The sequence below is a fragment of the Rhizobium sp. 768_B6_N1_8 genome, assembly GCF_051811225.1.
In the GTDB taxonomy this organism is placed as follows: domain Bacteria; phylum Pseudomonadota; class Alphaproteobacteria; order Rhizobiales; family Rhizobiaceae; genus Rhizobium.
Genome location: NZ_JBPWPV010000001.1, coordinates 2924464 through 2941728, shown reverse-complemented (window position 1 = coordinate 2941728; position 17265 = coordinate 2924464). Strand labels below are relative to the sequence as shown.

General features: G+C 59.2%; 24 protein-coding genes and 1 pseudogene. 20 read left to right on the top strand and 5 right to left on the bottom strand.

The window, feature by feature from the left end; all coding sequences use genetic code 11:
- Positions 1 to 30: 30 nt before the first annotated feature.
- Both AB8B33_RS15160 and AB8B33_RS15155 read left to right on the top strand, forming a co-directional pair.
- Positions 31 to 192 (top strand): hypothetical protein, encoded by a 162-nt coding sequence (locus AB8B33_RS15160; protein ID WP_183740999.1) that lies wholly within the window; start codon positions 31 to 33, stop codon positions 190 to 192.
- Between the two features lie 51 nt (positions 193 to 243).
- Complete coding sequence (locus AB8B33_RS15155) at positions 244 to 1041, top strand: APH(3') family aminoglycoside O-phosphotransferase (RefSeq protein ID WP_439016000.1); 798 nt, start codon at positions 244 to 246, stop codon at positions 1039 to 1041.
- On the opposite strand, the gene AB8B33_RS15150 is transcribed toward AB8B33_RS15155, so the two are convergent.
- On the bottom strand, positions 1038 to 1160 hold the full coding sequence (locus AB8B33_RS15150) for a hypothetical protein (protein WP_439015999.1): 123 nt from the start codon (positions 1158 to 1160) through the stop codon (positions 1038 to 1040). The genes AB8B33_RS15155 and AB8B33_RS15150 overlap by 4 nt on opposite strands.
- Here AB8B33_RS15150 and AB8B33_RS15145 point away from each other — a divergent pair.
- Together AB8B33_RS15145 and AB8B33_RS15140 are read left to right on the top strand one after the other, a co-directional pair.
- Complete coding sequence (locus AB8B33_RS15145; RefSeq protein WP_439015997.1) at positions 1159 to 1959, top strand: AraC family ligand binding domain-containing protein; 801 nt, start codon at positions 1159 to 1161, stop codon at positions 1957 to 1959. The genes AB8B33_RS15150 and AB8B33_RS15145 overlap by 2 nt on opposite strands.
- 72 nt (positions 1960 to 2031) lie before the next feature.
- On the top strand, positions 2032 to 2919 hold the full coding sequence (locus tag AB8B33_RS15140; protein WP_439015996.1) for a DMT family transporter: 888 nt from the start codon (positions 2032 to 2034) through the stop codon (positions 2917 to 2919).
- Here AB8B33_RS15140 and AB8B33_RS15135 read toward each other — a convergent pair.
- Positions 2916 to 3779, bottom strand: coding sequence for a helix-turn-helix domain-containing protein (locus tag AB8B33_RS15135; protein ID WP_439015995.1), 864 nt, complete (start codon positions 3777 to 3779; stop codon positions 2916 to 2918). The genes AB8B33_RS15140 and AB8B33_RS15135 overlap by 4 nt on opposite strands.
- Before the next feature lie 135 nt (positions 3780 to 3914).
- Here AB8B33_RS15135 and AB8B33_RS15130 point away from each other — a divergent pair, with 135 nt between their 5' ends.
- From AB8B33_RS15130 to AB8B33_RS15095, 8 genes are all read left to right on the top strand, one after another.
- Positions 3915 to 4850 carry a phytanoyl-CoA dioxygenase family protein gene (locus AB8B33_RS15130; RefSeq protein WP_439015994.1) on the top strand — a complete coding sequence of 312 codons (936 nt, stop codon included), beginning with the start codon at positions 3915 to 3917 and terminating at the stop codon, positions 4848 to 4850.
- A 226-nt stretch (positions 4851 to 5076) separates the two neighbouring features.
- Positions 5077 to 5475, top strand: a complete 399-nt coding sequence (locus tag AB8B33_RS15125) for a DUF427 domain-containing protein (protein ID WP_007824207.1) — start codon at positions 5077 to 5079, stop codon at positions 5473 to 5475.
- A 140-nt stretch (positions 5476 to 5615) separates the two neighbouring features.
- Positions 5616 to 6272: a hypothetical protein gene (locus AB8B33_RS15120; protein WP_439015993.1), complete on the top strand. Its 657-nt coding sequence runs from the start codon at positions 5616 to 5618 to the stop codon at positions 6270 to 6272.
- Between the two features lie 124 nt (positions 6273 to 6396).
- A complete protein-coding gene (locus tag AB8B33_RS15115) occupies positions 6397 to 7620 on the top strand; it encodes an MFS transporter (RefSeq protein ID WP_439015992.1) in 1224 nt (407 codons plus the stop codon).
- Positions 7621 to 7726: 106 nt separating this feature from the next.
- Entirely contained in the window at positions 7727 to 8080 is a 354-nt protein-coding gene (locus AB8B33_RS15110) for a DUF1428 domain-containing protein (protein ID WP_113324512.1), read from the top strand.
- A gap of 73 nt (positions 8081 to 8153) precedes the next feature.
- Positions 8154 to 8576, top strand: a complete 423-nt coding sequence (locus AB8B33_RS15105; protein WP_439015991.1) for a secondary thiamine-phosphate synthase enzyme YjbQ — start codon at positions 8154 to 8156, stop codon at positions 8574 to 8576.
- A gap of 122 nt (positions 8577 to 8698) precedes the next feature.
- Positions 8699 to 9004: a hypothetical protein gene (locus AB8B33_RS15100; RefSeq protein ID WP_439015990.1), complete on the top strand. Its 306-nt coding sequence runs from the start codon at positions 8699 to 8701 to the stop codon at positions 9002 to 9004.
- Between the two features lie 152 nt (positions 9005 to 9156).
- Entirely contained in the window at positions 9157 to 9528 is a 372-nt protein-coding gene (locus AB8B33_RS15095; RefSeq protein ID WP_113324515.1) for a hypothetical protein, read from the top strand.
- A gap of 115 nt (positions 9529 to 9643) precedes the next feature.
- On the opposite strand, the gene AB8B33_RS15090 is transcribed toward AB8B33_RS15095, so the two are convergent.
- Entirely contained in the window at positions 9644 to 10387 is a 744-nt protein-coding gene (locus AB8B33_RS15090) for an SIMPL domain-containing protein (RefSeq protein WP_113324516.1), read from the bottom strand.
- A 229-nt stretch (positions 10388 to 10616) separates the two neighbouring features.
- Here AB8B33_RS15090 and AB8B33_RS15085 point away from each other — a divergent pair, with 229 nt between their 5' ends.
- The 6 genes from AB8B33_RS15085 (at position 10617) to AB8B33_RS15060 (ending at position 15146) form a co-directional block, all read left to right on the top strand.
- Entirely contained in the window at positions 10617 to 10763 is a 147-nt protein-coding gene (locus AB8B33_RS15085; protein ID WP_439015989.1) for a hypothetical protein, read from the top strand.
- On the top strand, positions 10742 to 10915 hold the full coding sequence (locus AB8B33_RS15080; RefSeq protein WP_439015988.1) for a hypothetical protein: 174 nt from the start codon (positions 10742 to 10744) through the stop codon (positions 10913 to 10915). The genes AB8B33_RS15085 and AB8B33_RS15080 overlap by 22 nt, the downstream gene beginning before the upstream one ends.
- Positions 10912 to 11145: a hypothetical protein gene (locus tag AB8B33_RS15075; RefSeq protein WP_439015987.1), complete on the top strand. Its 234-nt coding sequence runs from the start codon at positions 10912 to 10914 to the stop codon at positions 11143 to 11145. The genes AB8B33_RS15080 and AB8B33_RS15075 overlap by 4 nt, the downstream gene beginning before the upstream one ends.
- Entirely contained in the window at positions 11139 to 12482 is a 1344-nt protein-coding gene (locus tag AB8B33_RS15070; RefSeq protein ID WP_113324517.1) for an O-antigen ligase family protein, read from the top strand. Before AB8B33_RS15075 ends, AB8B33_RS15070 begins: the two co-directional genes overlap by 7 nt.
- 62 nt (positions 12483 to 12544) lie before the next feature.
- Positions 12545 to 12724 carry a hypothetical protein gene (locus AB8B33_RS15065; protein ID WP_162748099.1) on the top strand — a complete coding sequence of 60 codons (180 nt, stop codon included), beginning with the start codon at positions 12545 to 12547 and terminating at the stop codon, positions 12722 to 12724.
- Positions 12725 to 12923: 199 nt separating this feature from the next.
- On the top strand, positions 12924 to 15146 hold the full coding sequence (locus AB8B33_RS15060) for an adenylate/guanylate cyclase domain-containing protein (protein WP_439015986.1): 2223 nt from the start codon (positions 12924 to 12926) through the stop codon (positions 15144 to 15146).
- 7 nt (positions 15147 to 15153) lie between these two features.
- On the opposite strand, the gene AB8B33_RS15055 is transcribed toward AB8B33_RS15060, so the two are convergent.
- The gene (locus tag AB8B33_RS15055) at positions 15154 to 15666 is read right to left on the bottom strand and encodes a YHS domain-containing (seleno)protein (RefSeq protein WP_439015985.1); all 513 of its coding nucleotides are present in this window, start codon (positions 15664 to 15666) and stop codon (positions 15154 to 15156) included.
- A 30-nt stretch (positions 15667 to 15696) separates the two neighbouring features.
- Positions 15697 to 16287: an ankyrin repeat domain-containing protein gene (locus AB8B33_RS15050; protein ID WP_439015984.1), complete on the bottom strand. Its 591-nt coding sequence runs from the start codon at positions 16285 to 16287 to the stop codon at positions 15697 to 15699.
- A gap of 254 nt (positions 16288 to 16541) precedes the next feature.
- Between AB8B33_RS15050 and AB8B33_RS15045 the strand changes: the two are divergent.
- Together AB8B33_RS15045 and AB8B33_RS15040 are read left to right on the top strand one after the other, a co-directional pair.
- Positions 16542 to 16817 (top strand): annotated as a pseudogene (locus AB8B33_RS15045) (trypsin-like peptidase domain-containing protein); the annotation flags it as partial.
- Between the two features lie 27 nt (positions 16818 to 16844).
- Complete coding sequence (locus tag AB8B33_RS15040; protein WP_439015983.1) at positions 16845 to 17201, top strand: phage tail protein; 357 nt, start codon at positions 16845 to 16847, stop codon at positions 17199 to 17201.
- Positions 17202 to 17265: the final 64 nt, after the last annotated feature.

Below are 17265 nucleotides of genomic sequence, written 5' to 3'. Positions count from 1 at the left end.
AATGGTACGGTGGATAAGGGGACGAATGATATGTCGAACGAGATCGAGCACTTCTTCGAGCGCCAGGAAGAAGCCGTCAGCCTGATGTTTCTGGAAAACAAGGCAGACGAGCTGACCGATATTCTGGTCGCCGCTCTGGAAGAAGCTTTCGAAATTCTGCTGGAAAGCGCGCCGGCCGAAACCTTCCACTAAGGCGCCCACACGGAGCTCTCGGGCAGAGCCTCTTCCCATCACAGGATCGTCATGGTCGTTCCGCTTCAAGAGGATGGCAGACTTCCGGTTTCGCTCCGGAGCCATCTTGGTGGCTTTGAATGGCGGCGGGACGCGCTTGGCCGTTCCTCGGCTTGCGTTTTCCGATTGGAAGGCGAGAGGCGTCCCGGGCTTTACCTGAAGGTCGAGGAGGCGGGGCCGTTTTGCGAGCTTGCCGATGAGGCCGAGAGGCTTGTCTGGCTTCGTGGCCAAGGCCTCTATTGCCCCGAGGTCATCGCCCATGAGAGCGATGGCGAACGCAGTTTTCTCCTGATGACGGAGCTGCCGGGTGCGGATCTCGTCAGTGCCGCGACGCTGTTGCCGGAAGAGCGCGTCGGGATCTTCGCCTCTGCGCTCAGCACTCTCCATAACGTCGATATCAGCGCCTGTCCGTTCGATCATCGTCTGGAGAAGCGCCTCGCGGTCGCTGAAGCGCGCATGCGAGCCGGCGTCGTCGACGAGACGGATTTCGACGAGATACGGCTCGGCAAAAGCGCCTTCTTCCTCTTCAGCGAATTGCAGCGGCTGCGGCCCGAAAGCGAAAATCTCGTTGTTGCGCATGGCGATGCCTGCCTGCCGAACTTCATGGTCGCAGACGGGCGGTTTGCCGGTTATATCGATTGCTGCCGCCTTGGCGTCGCCGACCGCTATCAGGATGTCGCGCTTGCCTGCCACAGCATCGCCTATAATTTCGGCGAGGAGTTCGTGCGGCTGTTTCTCAATGCTTACGGCCTGTCGATCATCGATCCCGTGAAGCTGGACTATTATCAGCTCCTGGATGAGTTCTTTTAGAACTCTTTGATTTGGCGCAATTCCTGACGCAAAACCGCTGCGCACTCTTGCTGGACCTGCTTCAGCGCTTGCCCGGCTTGCTGCCGGCTGGCAAAATCGGCCGCGAAGGAGATTGCCATGGCCACCAGCCAGTTCAGGATGCTGCGTTCGTCCGTGCCGGGCGTTGAAGCAGTGGTGGCGACATCAGGCCATCGTTTCGCGCGCCATACGCATGAGCAGTTCGGCATTGGCCTCATCTTTTCCGGTGCGCAGAAATCGCTGAGCGGACGCGGCATAGTCGAGGCGGAGGCCGGCGATCTCATCACCGTCAATCCGAATGAGGTTCATGACGGAACGCCGATCGGCGAGGCGCGCTCCTGGAGCATTCTCTATTTCGATCCTGCCATGATGGAGGGTCTTGCGCGCGAGGTTGCACAAGGCGGGATCGGCCGCTCGGAGATTCCGCACCCCGTCATTCACGACAGGTTGCTCGCCGAACGATTTCGCGCGCTGTTTTCTGCCGTGACCGGCAACGAGGAACGAATGCGCTGCGAGGAACTGCTGTTGTCGGTCATTGCCGATGCCCTGCGGGAAACGGCGATGCGGGAGGAGCCGGCAACGGCACCGCATGCCATTGTTCACGCCCGCAGCATGATCGATGACGATCCGGCGGCCGAGATTTCGCTTTCCGATCTGGCAGGGGACAGCGGCCTCAGCCGGTTTCAGGTGCTGCGCGCTTTTGCACGGGCGACGGGTTTTACGCCGCATGCCTATCTCGTTCAGGCTCGCGTGCATCTTGCCCGGCGGCTGATCGCCGGTGGTAAGTCGCTGGCGGAGGCTGCTGCCGAAAGCGGCTTTGCCGACCAGAGCCATATGACACGCGCCTTCGTTTCCCGCTATGGCCTGACACCCGGCGCTTATGCGCGCGGCCGTTCCTGATCTCCTGCAATTTCCTTCAAGACCCCGCGCTGTCCAACCTGTTTGTTTGCTTCATCTCGAAGGGAGCGGCAGATGAGCAGGGAATTTCAGGGTTATATCTATCTCACGCTGGCCATGGTGACGGTTGGCAGCACTGTCATCGCCAGTAAGGTCATTACCTCGGGCCTGCCGCCTTTTACGGCGACGGCGCTACGTTTTGCCGTGGCTTTTCCCTTCTTCCTTTTCCTCATGTGCTGGACGGGATCGCGGCTGCCGCGGCTCTCCGGGCGGGACTGGCTGATCCTCGTCACACAGGCGGGGGCCGGGAGCGTCGGTTACACGACCTTGCTGATTTCAGGCCTGTCGCTGACATCGGCGGCCAATGCCGGTGTCATCATCGGCACGCTGCCGGTCGTCTCCGCGGTGATCTCCATCCTCCTGCTTGGCGAGAGGCCGCATCGTTTCCTGCTGCTGGCGATCGGGCTTGCGGCTGCGGGTGTCTTTTCCATCGCCTTTTCGCCGGCGGCCGGGCGAGGGTCTCTTGTCGGTGATATCATGATTTTCTGGGCCGTCATCTGCGAAGGGCTGTTCATTCTGTTGAACAAGCGGCTTGGTACGGCCATTCCGCCGCTGACGCAGTCGGCATTGATGACGGCGATCGGTTTTATGGTCGCAGCCGTACCGGCTCTGTTCGAGTATCATGATATCGGCATCGGTTTGCGGTCCGCCATCCTTGCCGTGGTCTATTATGCGCTGGTACCGACAGTCGGCGGCTTCCTGCTCTGGTATGCGGGGGCGGAGCGCGTCAGCGGTGCAGAGGCGTCCCTGTTTACCGCCGTAGCGCCGGTATCCGCCGTCATCTTCGCCTTCCTTTTCCTGGGGGAAGCGATCGGCCTCAACCAGATATTCGGGATCGCCTGTGTGCTCGCAGCCGTCATCGGGCTTGGTTTCGCCAGCCTACGCCGAAACGTGAAAGCTTAGGCGCGGCGGAAGACGTTGCGATATTCCCGCGGCGTCATTCCGGTTTGCGTTCTGAACTGCCTGTTGAAATTGGCAAGCGAACTATAGCCGACCGCATCGGCGATATGGCCGACGGGCTGGACCGTGGCCGAAAGGCGCGCGCAAGCATCACCGATGCGCATACGGATCAGATAGTCGGAGACGGTCGTACCAGTGTGGCGGCGGAAGAGCCGGTGCAGGCCGGAGACGCTGAGTGCGGCTATATCGGCGAGCTCTTCCAGTGCGATCGTGCGAGCATAATTCAGATGCAGGTGGGTGAGTACCCGGTCGATGCGCTCACGGCTCTCCTGCAATTCCCGGCTTTGGCCGGGTGTGCTGGCCAGCGCAGATGCCTGCCGGTCGCCGGCGATGGAGCCGAGAATGTCGAAGAGCGAGAGCAGCCGTTCGGCAGGCGGCTTTGCGAAGATCGCCTCGATATCGTTGCGGACGGCTTCGGCGGCCTCCTTCGAGAAGTGCAGGCCGCGATCTGCGCGGGCAAGCATGGACTCGACCGGACGAAGCTCCACAGCCCCTGATGTCATCTTCTGTATCCAGTCCGGATGGAACCAGAGCACGAGGGCGATATGCGGGTTTGCCTCGTCGTATTTCGCACGCGATACCCAGGTGTGCGGCAGGTTTGGGCCGACCAGCACGAGGTCGCCATCCTCATATTCCCCGGTATGGTCGCCGATGAAACGTTGGCCAATGGAATTCAGCGTCAGCGTCAGCTCGAACTCGGGATGGTGGTGCCACTGGAACGGGATCGCGTCATCCAGCCGCCGGTTCAGCATGCTCCAGGAGCTGTCGGCATGCCGCGGCAATATCTCTAGATAAGGCCTCATCGGGCGCCTTTCAGACCATTGACGCCAGAATAGTATCATAATTTGCCAAGCTGGCACAACATGGCCGGCGCCCGTGTACTACACTCTCTTTATTGCCTGAAACCACAGGGATGGATCAAACGATGGGAGGATCTCATGCAACTGGCAGCGAAACGCGACGCTCATCCGACGGCCTCGTCGGTCACCACCCAGCTCAAGGACATCAGGAAGAGATTGCCGCTGCGCGTGCTCTCGGAGGCGGACTGGCAGCATTGGACGACGAAGGGCTATGTGATCGTTCGCCAGGCCGTTCCTGCAGCCAATGTCGAGCGGCTTGCGGAAGTGCTCTGGCGTTTTGACGAGAAGGATCCGAACGCTTCTTCCACCTGGTATGCGCCGCAGCGCCGTGAGCACAAGATGAAAGAGCTCAACAATACCGGCATGCTGGAGATCTACAATCACCAGGCCCTCTGGGATAACCGCATGGAAAAGCGCGTCTACGATGTCTTCGTCGACATCTGGGACCGCGAAGACCTGTGGGTGACGATCGACCGCGCCAATCTGAACCCGCCGAAGAAGGTCAAGGGCAATCCGAACGGCTTCATCCATTGGGACGTCGATACGTCCATCCGGCCGCTACCGATCGGTGTGCAGGGCGTACTGAGTCTCAAGAAGCAGGACGGCGATGTCGGCGGCTTCCAGTGCGTTCCCTATCTCTTCGAGCATTTCGACGAATGGGTGAAGACGCAGCCCGAGGATCGCGATCCGATGCATCCAGATATGACCGGCCTTTCGGTCGTCAATATCGACATGGAGCCGGGCGATCTGATGATCTTCAATTCGCTGCTTGCCCATGGCGTTCGCCCGAACCATGCAGAGAACCGCGTGCGCATGGCGCAATATATCTCCATGCATCCAGCTGAATACGACAATGCCGAAGAACGCGACGAGCGCATCCGCCTATGGCGGGAACTCGACCATCCGAAGCGTGATGCCTTCCCCGGCGATCCGCGCGAATGGGAAAAGCACAATGCCAAGACCGCCGAGCTGACGCCGCTCGGCCGCAAGCTGCTCGGCCTCGACCGCTGGTAAGCGGATAGCAGATCATAAGCCGCGGAGGTGGACGCCTCCGCGGCCCTTTCATCATCATTGGCGATATCACTGCGAAGTCCGGCACGAAGCCGCCGATGCTGTCCCTCAACCACACATCTGCAGGCCTATAAAATCTCGAGAACGAGAAGGGGGCTGCTGACCCCTTGGGATGGTCGCTTGCGTACCCTATCTCTTTCCAAGAGATTTCAATCCGGAGATGACATCCATGTCAGGCAAGCCGATCAAGATTCCCGGGCCGGACCATCCGATCACCGTCGAACACAATCCCTCCCGTATCGTCGTCAAACTGGGTGGCCGAGTGATTGCCGATACGCATGATGCGCTGACGCTTCGCGAGGCTTCCTATCCGCCGGTGCAATATATTCCACGCAAAGATGTGGACATGTCGCTGCTGGAGCGCACCGACCACGAGAGCCATTGCCCCTATAAGGGGGACGCCTCCTACTACAGCATTCCTGTTGGCGGTGAGCGTTCGAAGAATGCGATCTGGACGTATGAGACGCCCAATCCCGCCGTCGCCAACATCAAGGGCTATATGGCCTTTTACCCTGACAGGGTCGATTCCATCGAAGAGCTGTCGTCGCCCGAAGCAGGGCAGTTTTAAGGGATAACTTGACTTCCACCTATGATCTACGCACCAGGTTCAAGATGACGCCGGATGCGTAAGCGTATTGGGTTAATATGAATCCCTCTCAGGTTGCAGTATCTTTGCCGCGCGCGAGGATACTGCAGACCGGGGGCTTCATGAAACTGGATCAGGTGGAGCTTCGCTCCGAAGTATTGGATATCCGGATTGTAGAGAGCATCGGCGATGGTTCTTTCAATCTTGAATTCGATATTTCTCGCAGTGACGGATACGTTCTGATCCTTCTGGAAATACTGGCGGGAAGGGGCGATTTTCTTGTTCAGGGTTTCAATGAGGAAAATAGTGCCGCCACCTCACTCAGGAGCCGACAAAGGGTCTACATATTGAGACCTGTCGACGCTGCCCGCAGGATCGCAGTCGGCATGTTCGCAGCCGTCAACAGCAAGGTCCGGGCGACAATCGCCTGTTTCAAACGGAAGATCGTCAATACATCCGAGGAATTGTCCTGTCCTCTGTGCCGGGCGCTTTCCAAAGTGCTCGTCGCTTCCGCACTTGCCTGGATGGGCATTCCGTCTCCGGACATCCTGGATAGGGTCGAGATTTCCACCGCTCCCTCTGTCGAGCAGATGAGGAAGCTTCTCGGCGGCACAGCGACCATAGGCAGTTCGCAGAACGAGCTACTCGCTCTTGTCGATCCGGGTTTGCGTACGGCAATCCTTGATGTCATGGAAGAGACCATGTGGCTGCTCGATATGCGCGACCAACTCCATACTGCCGCGTGCCAAATGGTCGGCTGCTGTCCGCCCCCACGTTGATGCGGCAATTGCGCGCCGGAGCTTATTCCCGGTTGACATAAATCACTTTCAAGCAGAACACCGTCCCGTTCTTATAAGATTCCTATATGTGCCTGTGGCTCGGCCGCAGGCCGGTGACTGAACAATGGACATACCAGTGAAAGAGCGGGATAGCGTTCTGCGCCATCCCGGCTATCTGAACTTCGCCGCCTCCCGAGTCTTCTCCTCGCTTTCTTTCCAGGCCGTCGGTATCGCCATGGGGTGGATGATCTATGATCAGACACACAGCGCCTTCGCGCTCGCCCTCGTCGGTTTCTGCCAGTTCCTGCCGATGGCCGTGCTGACCTTTGTCGTCGGTCACGTCGCCGACCGGTTCGATCGCCGGCGGATCGGGCTCGCCTGCCAGCTGATCGAGGCGATCACTGCAATGGTGCTGGCGATCGCGACCTGGCAGCAATGGCTTTCGCCGGTTGGAATTCTGGTCGCGGTCACCATCATGGGCGCCGTCGTCGCGTTCGAGCGGCCCACCATGGCGGCTCTCCTGCCCAATATCGTGCCGGCCTCGATGCTGCAGAGAGCCGTTGCCACTTCGACCTCGCTGATGCAGACGGCGCTGATCATCGGCCCGTCGCTCGGCGGTCTTCTCTATGGCGTCAGCCCCGTTGCGCCTTTCGCGGTTGCAGGCGTGCTTTTTGCTGTGGCGAGCTTCAACGTGATTTCGATCCGCATGGAGTGGACGCCTTCAAAACGCGAGCCGGTAACACTTGCCTCCGTCTTCGCCGGCGTTTCCTTCATCCGCAGCCGGCCGGTGATGCTCGGCACGATTTCGCTCGATCTCTTCGCGGTGCTGCTTGGCGGCGCGACAGCGCTGCTGCCGATGTTTGCGCGCGATATCCTGCATGCCGGCCCGTGGGGTCTTGGCCTGCTGCGCGCGGCGCCCGCAATCGGTGCGCTTGCCATGTCCATCGTGCTGGCCCGTCGGCCCCTCACATCGGATGTCGGCCGGAAGATGATGTTGGCGGTCGCGGTCTTCGGTGTCGCCACCATCGTCTTCTCGCTCTCGACCAATATCGCGCTTTCCGTCATCGCGCTGCTCGTCATCGGTGCCTCCGATACGGTCAGCGTCGTCGTACGAAGCTCTCTCGTGCAGCTTCTGACACCGGATGAGATGCGCGGCCGCGTCAATGCCGTGAATTCACTCTTCATCGGCACCTCGAACCAGCTTGGCGAATTCGAATCCGGCATGCTTGCCGGCGTGGTCGGCCCGTTCATGGCCGGCATTGTCGGCGGGTTCGGTACGATCGTCGTCGTGCTCTTGTGGACGCGGCTTTTCCCCGACCTTCTGAAGGTGAAGACCCTTCAGGGCTAGGCTTTATCTCCTTGTTGCATCGGCCGCGGGCGTTAATTGACGCGGCAATGTCGGATGTGGCCGGCGTCGAGCGTCCTTCGGACGTTAACACGAGAGGAGAAATGCTATGTCCTATGTTGATGGTTTCATCGTCGCCGTTCCCCGCGAGAATGTCGATGCCTACAAGGAATTCTCCGCCTATGCCGGATCGATCTGGAAGGAATACGGCGCGCTCGAATATGTCGAATGCCTTGGCAACGACGTGCCCTATGGCGAGCTGACCTCATTTCCACGCGCGGTGATGGCCAAGGATGACGAGGTGGTGGTCTTCTCCTGGATCCTATACGAATCCAAACAGCAGCGCGACGAGGTCAATGCCAAGGTCATGGCCGATCCGCGCCTTTCCAGCGACAAGTGGAAGATGCCATTTGACGGCAAGCGCATGATCTATGGCGGTTTCGAGGAGTTGCTGCGGCTCTAACATCGAGCCGATGCCATTGACTTCGAGGGCAAGGCACGGCACCTCGCAGAGACAATCTGCGACGGAGACAGCCTTGCCCCAGACTACCTTTGTGATTTCCACCCTCGGCCAGGGCCTCTACGAATTTACCGATCAGGCCAATGACTTCGTGTGCCGGTCCGGCTTGGAAGAGGGGTTGCTGACGGTCTTTGTGCGCCACACCTCTTGCTCGCTGCTCATTCAGGAAAATGCCGATGCCGACGTGAAGACGGATCTCAACAGTTTCTTCCGTCGCCTCGTGCCGCCGTCATCCGATCCGTCGATGGGCTGGGTCGTCCATACGACGGAGGGGCCTGACGACATGCCGGCGCATATCAAGGCGGCGCTCACGCAGGTTTCGATCAGCGTTCCCGTCAGCAGCGGCCGGCTGATGCTCGGCACATGGCAGGGCATCTATCTCTTCGAGCACCGAGACCGGCCGCACCGACGCGAGGTGGTGTTGCATCTGAGTCCGTGAGGTCATTAACCCTTGTGAATGCCAACTGAATGGGCGGTTCGAGCGGCATTCAGCTTCATGCGTTTAGTCTCCAGACAATCCCAAAAGGGAGATCGAGGAAACACTACGAGGAGACAACCCCAATGTCGCATTTCCTTGCCAAGGCTTCGCTTGCCGCACTGCTCGCCCTGAGTTCCCTCCCGTTTGCCGGCTCCGTTGCTTTCGCCGCGCCCCAGACGGATTTCGTCGTCAAGGCGCAGTATCATCGCCCGCCGGTTCGCGGCTGCTCGCCGATGCAGGCCATCCGCAAGGCCCGTTATTCCGGCCTGCGCGACGTGCGTATTTCCAACATTACGCCCCGCCGGGTCGTCATTGCCGGCCGTGACCGCCGTGGCTGGGACCGCATGACCTTCGCCAATGTGCGCGGTTGCCCGCTCATGTATCGCTAATTCGTTCAGCCGGAGTCAGGAAAACTTGAGCTCCGGCCGTTTTGCCTTGACCGCGACACCGTCACCCGTTTTCTCTCGGAACTGTATGTAAGTGATTCCGGAACAGGCTCCGGCAGTTGCCCGCGCGGCTATCAACCACGAGGATCTTTTTCATGATGCAGTTTCTGGCGAAGGCGGGGCTTGCCGCCCTTCTTTCCGCTGCTGCACTGGCCGGCACCGTTGCGCCGGCTGCAGCACAGGTGAATATCATTATTGGCGAACCGGACCGTGGTCCGCCCCCACCGGACTGGCGCCGCCCGCCGCCACCGCCGCCGGGTTACGGCCGTCCGCCGGGTTACGGGCGTCCACCGCGTGGCGGCTGCGATCCGCGCATGGCGGAAAACATCGCCGAGGATTACGGCCTGCGCCGCACGCGCGTCGTCGATGTCACGCCGCGCCGTGTCGTCGTACAGGGCTGGAGCCGCCGCGGCCCCGACCAGATGACCTTCGGCAACGTTCGCGGTTGCCCGCTCATGCGCCGCTGATACCAGGCGCACGATCGTCCATCGCATAAAAAACCGCCCTTGCAGACAGCAAGGGCGGTTTTCTTTTGAGCAGCTTTTCACGTCGGGACAGGGCGCCGAAGCGCCCTGTCGAGCTTTACTGCTCGATTGCGAAAGTCATGCTGACGGTGACATTGTAGCTGTTCTCGCCGCCCTGGACCGGAACGGCAGCGGCATCGGAGGCTTCCTTCATCATCGCGGCGCGGTAGACCGGCTGCGGCATCGGGCGCATGACATTCTCGCTGATCTCGACGATGCGGCCGACCTTCACGCCGGCGGCTTCGCTCAAGGTCTTCGCTTTCTTGATCGCGTTGGCGACAGCGTTTTTGCGGGCTGCCTCCAAGGCTGCTTCCGGCTTGTCGTTGGTGAACTGGATATCGCCGCCCTGATTGATGCCGAGCGTGACAGACTGATCGATGATCTCGCCCAGTTTGGACAGGTCGCGGACGCGGACAGTGACCGAATTGCTGGTCTGGTAGCCGATCAACTGCGGCGGCTGCGGCTGGTTGTCGACCGGCTGCGGGTAATTGTACTGCGGCTGGATCGAAAAGCCCGAGGTCTGCAGATCGCGATCGGCAATGCCGCTCTTTTTGAGCGCGGCCAGCACCTCGTTCATCGCCTTGTTGTTTTCGTCGAGCGCTTCACGGGCTGTCTTTGCCTGTTTGACCACTGCGAGATTGACGACGGCCATATCGGGAGCCAATGCCGATTCGCCTTCTCCTGATACGTTGATGACCGCTTCGCGCGGCCGATTCTCCTGCGCAAGAAGCGGAGCTGATGCCGCGAGCGGCAGGCTCAGAAAGGCTGTCAGAAGGGCAGTCTTGGTGTAGTTCGGCGCCATGTTTGTTCCTCGGCTGTTTGCGTCCCTGCGAGCTTTGTGTCTGTGGATTGTGAAGCTATTGCGGCAGGAATCGATATGAGAATTGCTTTACCATGATGATTGCTTTCGACTAAAGGGTGTAGGGGGTAATCAACGCATGGTAGGTAATCTGGGCGTGTGGATGTTGCCCGCGGTTGAGCCTCGACTTATAAAGAACCGCATTTCTGTCTCATGCTGAAGTTTCGCTTTTATGAAAATCGGTGCCTATGTCATCAACCTGAACCGCTCCATCGCCCGATGGGAAGGGCTTTCGCGGAAGGCCGATTCGCTGGCGCTCGACGTCGGCATGATGCAGCGATCATCATGGAAGATGACGTGGAACCGCAGCCCGATCTGATGGAACGTGCAGAGGCTGCGCTTGCCGCGGTTCCGAAAGCGGAACTGGTCAAGTTGCTCAACCACCAGTCCAAAGGCATCCTGAAGAAGGCGACGACGAAATTCGGCGATGCCACCGGCCGCTGCATCCACGGGCCGCAGGAAGGACGATGACCGTCATGGTCTATCCCTTCGATGTGGCATTAGAACGCGGGTGGTCGACCGAGGTTAATACCTTTACGGTCGAGAACAATCTGATAGAGCTAGGGCTAAACAGCCACGAAACGGCGATTGCGACGAAGCTCGACTACAGACGGCAGAAATTCAAGGGAATACGCCGCTCGGTCACGTATCTGCTTCGCGCCGCCGATTATGCTAGAAGGGTGCAATATTCTCTATGGTAGCGAGCGAAGAGCCGATTGCCACGCCCTCCCGCCTCAAGCCCGTCCTCGTCATCCTGTGGCTGCTGCTGATTTCGGCTCCCATTCTGGAAAGCGATAGCTATCGCTATGCGGCGCTGTTGCTGATCGGGACGACCTTTGTCTGGTTCAAGCCGAATTTAGGTCTGCTGAAGCGAGACTGGCTGGCCAATGCCTGCCTTGCCTGGGGCGCCTACGCGCTGCTGCGCTTCCTCTTCGGCCTGATCGTCGACGGTGAAAAGGGCGCGTCCGACTGGCTCTACGCCTTTCCGCTGTTTTTCCCGGCTGTTGGCATCGCGCTTTATTCCAGCCGGAAACATGTCGAAACGGTCTTTGCGATCTATTTCCCGATCGCACTTGCCGCCCTGCTGATCTCCACCGACTACCGGCAGATTCTGGAAGGCGATGACCGTATTTCGCCGCTCTTCCATAACAATCTGATCCACGGCGCGATCGGCTGCGGCTTCCTGATGATCGGCGCCTTCTACTGGCTGTTGCACGCCTGGGAGACTGGCAAGCTCGCGCGCCGTTCCGGCAACTGGATTGTTGCCGTCGCGACACTCGTCATCGCGCTCTGCCTTTTCAATATTTACGGCTCCAAGGCGAAAGGCGTCTGGCTGAGCCTCGTCCTCGTCGGGCCGCTCATGCTGGCCTCGCTGCTGCTTTACGCAAATAAACGCCGGGCCGCCTTGGTAGGGGCTGTTGTCGTCGCCCTTATCGCAGCAGCGCTTTTTGTCGGTGGTGATGATATCTGGAGGTTTGCCGGCCCGACCTACGAGGCCACCGCACGGATCGAGACCGAAATCTCTGCGCATGGCGCATGGAATGCTGTCGCTGCTGCGATCGCGTCAAAAGATACGCCGGAGTCGATGAGTGAACGGCTGCAGCTCTGGGCAAATGCTTCGGAAGTGATTGCCCAGGCGCCTCTCTTTGGTGCCGGCAACCACTGGCTGACGCTCTGGAACTCGACCACCTATGCCAGCGTGCCCTATACGCTGCTTCATAACGGCTATTTCGAAATGCTTGTCCGTCACGGGCTGTTCGGCATTATCGTTTTCGCCATATTGGCAACGGCCATGTACAGTCGCGTTTTCGCTGCGTGGAGAGCCAAGTTGATCAGCCTCAGCGCGCTACTCGCCTATAGCACGGTGACGCTATTCTTCCTTGGAACGATCCTGTCCAACTCCAACAACCGGTTGGCAATCGGCGAATCGTTCTTCTTCGTGTTCTCCGCCGTCGCGTTTGCCTGCGGGATCATGTTGAAGAAGGGAGAGATCAGGCAGAATACCGGCATGGTATCTCGGGATCAGAAGGCTGCCTGAGAGGGCGATGGAACCTAGCCCAAAAAGGGATTGCAGAGCGCTCCTAGGATGGAGCGCCCGCGTTGTCAGATACCGAAATCGTCCAGAAACGAGGGATGGATCGCGGTCTTCCTTGCCTCGCGCGCATCACGATAGCGCTGCTGGGCAGAATCGAAGCTGTTAACGATCCGTCGTATAAGGCCGCTTTTGCGGCGTTTGAAAATCAAGTGCATAGCAAGCTCGCTTTTTCTTATTTTTGTTAGCCGGCAGCATATAATTTGCGCAACGTGGCGCGGCAATGGGCATTTTGGCATGCCACCTATGCAGAATATGACAGTGATATGACATGGAAGGGATCGCGGTCAGCCTAAGGCATTCGAGATCCGGTCAATGGCCGCGATGGTATCGGCCATAGCGGTGCTGTAAGATGCCGCTGTCGTCCTTTCGGGGGAAGAGACTGACATGGAGCGCCGCCTTGCAGCCGTCCTGATTGCCGATGTCGTGGGCTATGGCCGTTTAAGCCAGGTCGACGAGGAGGGGACGCGTCTGCGTTTCCAGGCAGACATGAGGGAGGTTGTCGAGCCCCTGATAGCCGAGCATAGCGGGCGGCTGGTCAAAACCATGGGCGACGGGCTGCTGGTCGAATTTCACAGTGTGGTCGAGGCCATGCGCTGCGCGGTGGACGTGCAGAAGCTGAAGGCGAAGCACAATGCGGAGATTCCGGCCGATTTTCGCCTGGATTTCCGCATCGGCATCAATCTGGGTGACATCATCGTCGAGGGGAACGATATCCACGGCGATGGCGTCAATCTCGCCGACCGTATGCAGGTGCTCGCCGAGCCCGGCGGGATCGCGATCTCCGGGCCAGCCTACGACCAGGTGAAATCGAAGCTCGATGTCAGTTTCATTTCGCTTGGCGAGCAAAGGGTCAAAAGCATCCCCGAACCCGTGCGCGTCTACCGCGTCGTGTTCGATCCGGCGGCAGCCAAGAAGTTCAGCAATCTGCGAAAATATCTCAGCCGCCGGCGCATCGCGGCAATGGTTGCTGCTGCCGTCCTGCTCATTCTGGCCGGAGCGGCGCTGTGGTGGCAGCCATGGGCGCTGCTCGAAAATCCGTCGTTGACCCAGCGCTTTGCCTATCCTTTGCCGGACAAGCCCTCCGTGGCCGTGTTGCCATTCATCAATGTCAGCGGCGACGTCGAGCACGATCATCTTGCCGAAGGCCTGACCGATGATCTGATTACGGAACTGTCGAAAGTCTCCGGGCTCTTCGTCATCGCGCGACACTCCGTTTTCGCCGTGCGCGACAACAGCGGCAAGATACAGGATGTGGCGGCCGAGCTCGGCGTCCATTATGTCCTTGAAGGCACGCTGCAGCGCGCGGGCTCGCGATTGCGCATCAATGTCAAACTGATCGATGCGCTGACCGGCCTTTCCCTCTGGGCCGAGCGCTACGACCGCGAATATGCCGACCTTTTCGCGGTCCAGGATGATGTCATCAGCAAGATCATCGCAGCACTTGCCATCAGGCTCAGCGAGGGCGAGCGCACGCAACTGGCGCAGATCCCCACGGAGAATCTCGAGGCCTACGACTATTATATGCGCGCCGAGCAGGCGGGTCTCACCTATGGAGACGTCGCGACCTACCGCGAGGCGCTGTCCTATTATCAGAAGGCGATCGACCTCGATCCGAATTTTGCCGATGCACATGCGGGTATCGCGCGCATCGCCGTCGATGTCTGGCGCAACGACTACAATATCCTCTGGTCGGCGGCCGTGGCCCGCAAGATCGCCTATGACGCGGCAGGGCAGGCATTGAAGATCGATCCGAACAATGCGCGGGCGCATACGGTCCTTGCCCTCCTGCAATTGGTGGATGGTCGCCAGACGGAGGCGCTGATATCGGCGAACCGTGCCGTGCAGGCGCAGCCGAGTGATGCTGAAGCCAATGGCAATCTGGCCCTCGTGCTCGCTCACATCGGCAATCGCGAGCAGGCGATCAGCGAAATGGAAAAGGCGCTGCGCTTCGATCCTTCGCCATCTCCCGGCTTCCAATTGCTTGCGGGTATCGTCTTCTACATCGTCGGTGATGACGACCGGGCGATCTCACTGATGGAGGCGGCCCGCGACGCGCTTCCCAATGCGGAGGCTGCGCGCGAATTCCTGGCTGCAGCCTATATCGAGGACGGCGATAAGAAACGCAGTCTGCAGGAGAAGACGAAGCTGCTGGAGCTCTTTCCAGAAAGCAATCTGACCTATTACAGCTATCTCTACGACTACTGGCGCAAGGAGGATCTGAACCTGCATTTGAGCAGGCTGCAGAAAGCGGGAATTCCCGAATGGCCTTTTGGATTTCAGGGCGAGAAGGCTGATCAGGTCACCGGCGAGCAGTTGCGCGATCTCATCAGTGACAAGACCTGGAACGGCAAACACCGCAACGGCACGCAATTCGTCCAGTTCTTCGACAAGGCCGGCAATACCGCCTATCGCAGCGCCAACACGAATATCACCGGCACCGTCGAGATCAGTGGAGACTGGCTCTGCGAGAAATTCGCGGGCTATTTCCTCGACAGGATGGTCTGCGGCAATGTCTATCGCAATCACGCTCCCGAGGAGCCCGGCGCGACATACGTGCATGTCACGCCGCAGGCGCTGAAATTCTTTTCGATCGACGCTGACCGGTGATTGTCACCTACTGAGCAGATGGATGCTGCCAGTCTTTCTGCGCCTTCTCCGAGATCAGAATGTTCTGCACTTCCGACCAGTGCTTCTGGGAGTCGACCACTTTCGTCGGGTTCTTCACCAGTCCATCGGCCGCGCCCGGATCATAGCTGATATAGAGCTTGCCTTCGATGATCCGCCAGGCATTCGGATCGATATTGGTGGTTACCGTTCCGAAGGACACGCCATCGGCGCAGTAGCCGCCATATTGCGGGGCATATTTGCCGGGATCCTTGACGAACATGTCACGATGCTCGGCGCTGGCGAAATACCAGGTCGCGCCCAGCCAGTGATGGGAATATTGCGGCGACCCTTCCACAGCTTTATCATCCGTGAAATAGGCGACCGGGTCATAACCCTTGATGGCCACATCCCCGAAATAGCCCGTATTGACGAAATCTTCCGCTGTGGCCTCGTTTGCCAGCAGCAGGACGGCGATGCCGCCTATCGCTGCGGCCTTCACAAATCCATTCCAGTGAGACATTTCAATGCTCCCGTTTTCAGGCGCGCACGCTCATTTTCGCTTCGTGCATTCGTCATAGAGCCACTGACCCGTGAGGTCCGCTCCCTGACAGGCGGCGCCCGCTTTCAACAATAGAGTGACGGCGTCCCAGTGCGATCGCCATCCGGCCTGGGTCACCGGCGTGTAGCCGTTTCTTTCCTTCGGCTCGATATCGGCCTTTTGCGCAAGCAGAAAAGCAACGACATCGGCATGGCCTTCCTCGGCTGCCGCATGCAGCGGCGTCATGCTGTAGAAGTTCTTGTGATCGTTGACGGAGGCGCCTTTCGCCACCAGCAGTTCCACAATATCGAGATGGCCGCCATAGGCCGCCGCATGCAGGGCCGTCAGCCCGCCCTTATTGCGGATTTCGATATCGCAGCCGCGATCAAGAAGAAGGCTGACGACATCGGCCTTGCCGGACAGGGCCGCAATCAGCAGCGCCGGCTCGCCCGTATCATCCAGTTCAGCGAGGTTTGCGCCTTGATCGGCAAGCTGTTTGACGCGCTCGACATTGCCTTCGCGCGCGGCATCGTGCAGTGGGCCCGCGGACGCTGCGGAAATCCCAAGGCCGAAACAGATGAAGCTGATCCAAAAGACATTCATCGCGCACCCCCGTCTTGCCATCCCTGGCTTACAAGCGCGAAAGTGTAGTTAAGCTATCATGAATATGTGGGGGCGGCAATAAATGGCGGTGTCTTCCGCTGCATTGAGTCCTTTAAGGTCTAGGGGAACCTTGCACTGGGATTAAGGTGAGCATCCGCGTGCGTTCACATCAACGCTCATTAAGACTGACTGCAAGAGATGGTTGAAAAACACCCGCCCGGAGTTCTAGTCTTCGGACAACTGGGGATTTCACTATGCCATCCGTGTCTCGCGTAGCTCTAAGCGCGGTCTTTTCCGCCATTCTCGCCTCCACGTGTCTCGCTGAAAACCCGACGTCATCGGGGACTGGGTTTGCCGTCACAGCCGACGGGTGGTTGCTGACCAACGCGCACGTTGTCCAGGCATGTCAGCGGATCGAGGTGAAGGGCAGGGGCGATGCATCCGATCCGAGAATCGACGTCACGAACGATCTGGCTCTGGTGAAGGTGAACGCTCCGGAATCGCTGAAGCCCCTTATCTTCCGTCATGCAGGCGGCCTCCTCGCAGGACGATAAGCCATGACCACACCCAACCTACCTCTACCGAACGACGTCGAGATTTCCGTCGGCTCCAGCCGCGACGAGGTCGCCCGTGTCCTCAAGGCGCAGTTCGGCAATGGCTATGCGCAGCGGGCCGGCGACGGCCTCAATCCGATCAACGCCGAATACTCGGTGTCGTTCGAAAACCTCACCCGCGCAGAGGCGGCGACTATCATTGCCTTCTTCAAAGAGCGTGCAGGGTGGCAGGCATTCTATTACACGCCCCCAAGCGAAGAAGGTCCGCGCATGTGGACCTGCGAGAAGTGGCGAATTGTTCACGTGGGATCAATTCATGACAGCGTTTTCGCCACCTTCACTCAGGTCTTTGCCCCCTGAGGGGGCATGAACGCCACTAACGAACAGATACGCGGGGGCTTAAACCGCCCAACGGCAATTTGAG